Raw genomic sequence first — 2,753 nt, forward strand, 5'->3', positions numbered from 1 at the left:
ACCCTCGATCCCCTCGGGCACCAGCTTGTCGCTGGTGCCCGAGGGGATCGAGGGTCAGGTCGCCTACAAGGGTGCGGCGGGGGCAGTCGTGCATCAGCTGATCGGCGGGCTGCGCGCGGCCATGGGGTATACCGGCTGCGCCACCGTGGAAGAGATGCGCAAGAACTGCACCTTCGTAAAGATCACCGGGGCAGGGCTGAAGGAAAGCCACGTGCACGACGTGCAGATCACCCGTGAATCGCCAAACTACCGGATCGGTTGATCCCGTGGGCGGGCAGGGTATCGCGTTGACGGGTGCGCGCCGGTGACCCCCGGCGCCCGCGTCGCCGCAGCCATAGAGGTGCTGGACAGTATCGCTGCAGGCACTCCTGCGGAACAGGCGCTGACCCGCTGGGCGCGGCGCAGCCGTTTCGCCGGATCGAAGGACCGCGCGGCCATTCGTGACCATGTCTTCGACGTGCTCCGCTGCCGCCGCAGCGCCGCCCACGCGGGGGGCGGCGAAGACGGTCGCGCGCTGATGCTGGGCCTGCTGCGTCTTCAGGGGCAGGATCCCGGCCATTTATTCGATGGGGCAGGCCATGCGCCCGCCCCGCTCACGCCCGCAGAAGCGGCTGAGCCGGGGCCTGTGCCGGAGGGGGCCGAATGGGATCTGCCCGACTGGCTTATCCCCCGCTTTCACGAAAGCCTTGGCACCGAAGCCTTGCCCACGGCCCGCGCCCTGCGGGAGCGTGCACCCGTCACCCTGCGCGTGAACGCAGGCAGGCTGACCCGTGCGGAGGCGGCGCAGCGGCTGGCGGAGGCCGGGGTCCTGACCCGTGAAAACCCGCGCTGCGATACGGCGCTCACGGTGGAGGAGGGGCCGCGAAAACTGCGCAATGCGCCGCCCTATCTCAATGGTGACGTCGAATTGCAGGACGCTTCGAGCCAGGCGGCCACGGCGGGGCTCCCCCCGGCGGGCCGCATTCTCGATTATTGCGCGGGCGGGGGCGGCAAGGCGCTGGCAATGGCCGCGCGCGGGGAAACGCAGGTCTTCGCCCATGACATCGACCCCGCGCGTATGCGCGACCTGCCCGAAAGGGCCGCCCGCGCCGGCGTCGCGATCCCCGTGCTGAAGACACCCGATTTGCTCCGAGAGGCACCCTTCGACATCGTATTTTGCGATGCGCCCTGTTCGGGATCGGGCGCATGGCGCCGTGCGCCCGAAGGCCAATGGCTGCTGACACCTGACCGGCTGACGGAACTGACCGCGATACAGGACGGTATCCTCGACGCGGCGGCGCCGCTCGTCGCCCCCGGGGGCATCTTGGTCTATGCGACCTGTTCGGTTCTCGGCGAAGAGAACGGCGACAGGATCGCCGCCTTCACGGCCCGGTCGGGCTGGAAATGCGATTTCAAGCGCAGTTTCACGGTGAGCGACGAGGGCGACGGATTCTTCGTCGCACACTTGACGCGTGCTGACATCTGATCATACTCAACCTTAAGATGTTATAGCCGCTATTAAGCGACGATTAACCGCTTGAGGCCCATATGGTCGTAGGATTCGCAGCGCCCGAGGTCAGCTTGTCACAGACGACGGAAGTAAGCAGTTCGGCCCCGGCGTTTTCCGCACGCCCCGGTCTGTCGCGCCATCGCTTCTACAGCCTGCTGGTGCTTTGCCTCATGGCGGGCAGCGCGTCGCTGTTCATGCCGGACCGGCAGCTGGCGCTGGCGCTCATGGCATTTTCCGCCGCTCTCCTTGTCATCTGCCTATGGGCGCGCCCGGGGGTGGCGTCAGGCTCCGCGCTCTCTGCCAGCAGGGAGCCGGAGGTCGCGCGCATGATCATGCATGATCCGGTGCCCTCCTTCGTCGCGGGATCGGACGGGGCGGTGAGCTATGTCAACCTCGCCGGCCAGACCGCCTACAAGGGGCGGGAAACGCGCAGTATCCCGGCCATCCTCAAGCCGCAGCTCGCCAATCCGAGCGGCATCCTCTTTCGGCTGCTGACCCGGGCAGAGGCGAGCGGTGCCGCGCGCGAAGATTTCGTGACCGCGCAGGGCCATCTGCGCATTTCGGTGCATGCCATCCCCGCGCCGAAGGAAGAGGCACGCTTTGTCTGGCGGATCGAACCGCTCGCCCCGCGCGCACGCGCCGGGGCAGAGCGCGAGGCGCAGGGGCTGCCCATGCTGATGGTGGGCCGTTCGAACGCGGTGCTCTACATGAACGATGCCGCCCGGCGGCTGGTGGGCAGCCGTATCAAATCGCTCGACCGGCTGTTCCGCGACCTGCCCATTGAAAACGGCGAACGCTACGAACTCGACACCGCCGAAGGCCCGCAGCCCGTACGCGTCGCCGAGATGCCCGCGGCAGCCAGTCGCCGCGCCCTCTACCTGCTGCCCGCGGGGGAGCCTTCGCCCGAAGAGGCGGACGCGCGCATGTTCCAGAAGCTGCCCGTGCCGCTGGTGAAACTCGCCCGGGACGGCAGCGTGCGCAGTTTCAATGAAATGGCGAGCAGGCTGCTCGGGCCGCGGCTGGCCGTGGGTGTGCATCTGTCGGCGATGATGGAAGGCCTTGGCCGTTCGGTGAGCGACTGGTTCGACGACACGCTTTCCGAGCGGCTCTCGCGGAAGGCGGAATTCCTGCGGCTGACCCGGGACGATGCCGAAATTTTCGTGCAGGTCACGCTCAACCGGGTGGCCGAGCCTGAGGGTCCCTGCCTGATCGCGGTGNTGNNGNNCGCGNNGNNCTCCCGAAACATCGCCTCGGCCGCGTCCCA

The 2,753-nt window shown here is 67.9% G+C and carries 2 protein-coding genes; both read left to right on the forward strand.

Features of this window, described 5'->3' with window-relative positions; translation table 11 throughout:
- The coding region (locus tag A3764_RS23080; RefSeq protein ID WP_201722508.1) for an IMP dehydrogenase at positions 1 to 262 on the forward strand (262 nt) is incomplete at its 5' end.
- 42 nt (positions 263 to 304) lie between these two features.
- On the forward strand, positions 305 to 1,465 hold the full coding sequence (locus A3764_RS23085) for an RsmB/NOP family class I SAM-dependent RNA methyltransferase (protein ID WP_067927910.1): 1,161 nt from the start codon (positions 305 to 307) through the stop codon (positions 1,463 to 1,465).
- The last annotated feature ends 1,288 nt before the right edge of the window (positions 1,466 to 2,753 follow it).

Source organism: Sulfitobacter sp. HI0129, assembly GCF_001635395.1.
Taxonomy (GTDB): Bacteria; Pseudomonadota; Alphaproteobacteria; order Rhodobacterales; family Rhodobacteraceae; genus Sulfitobacter.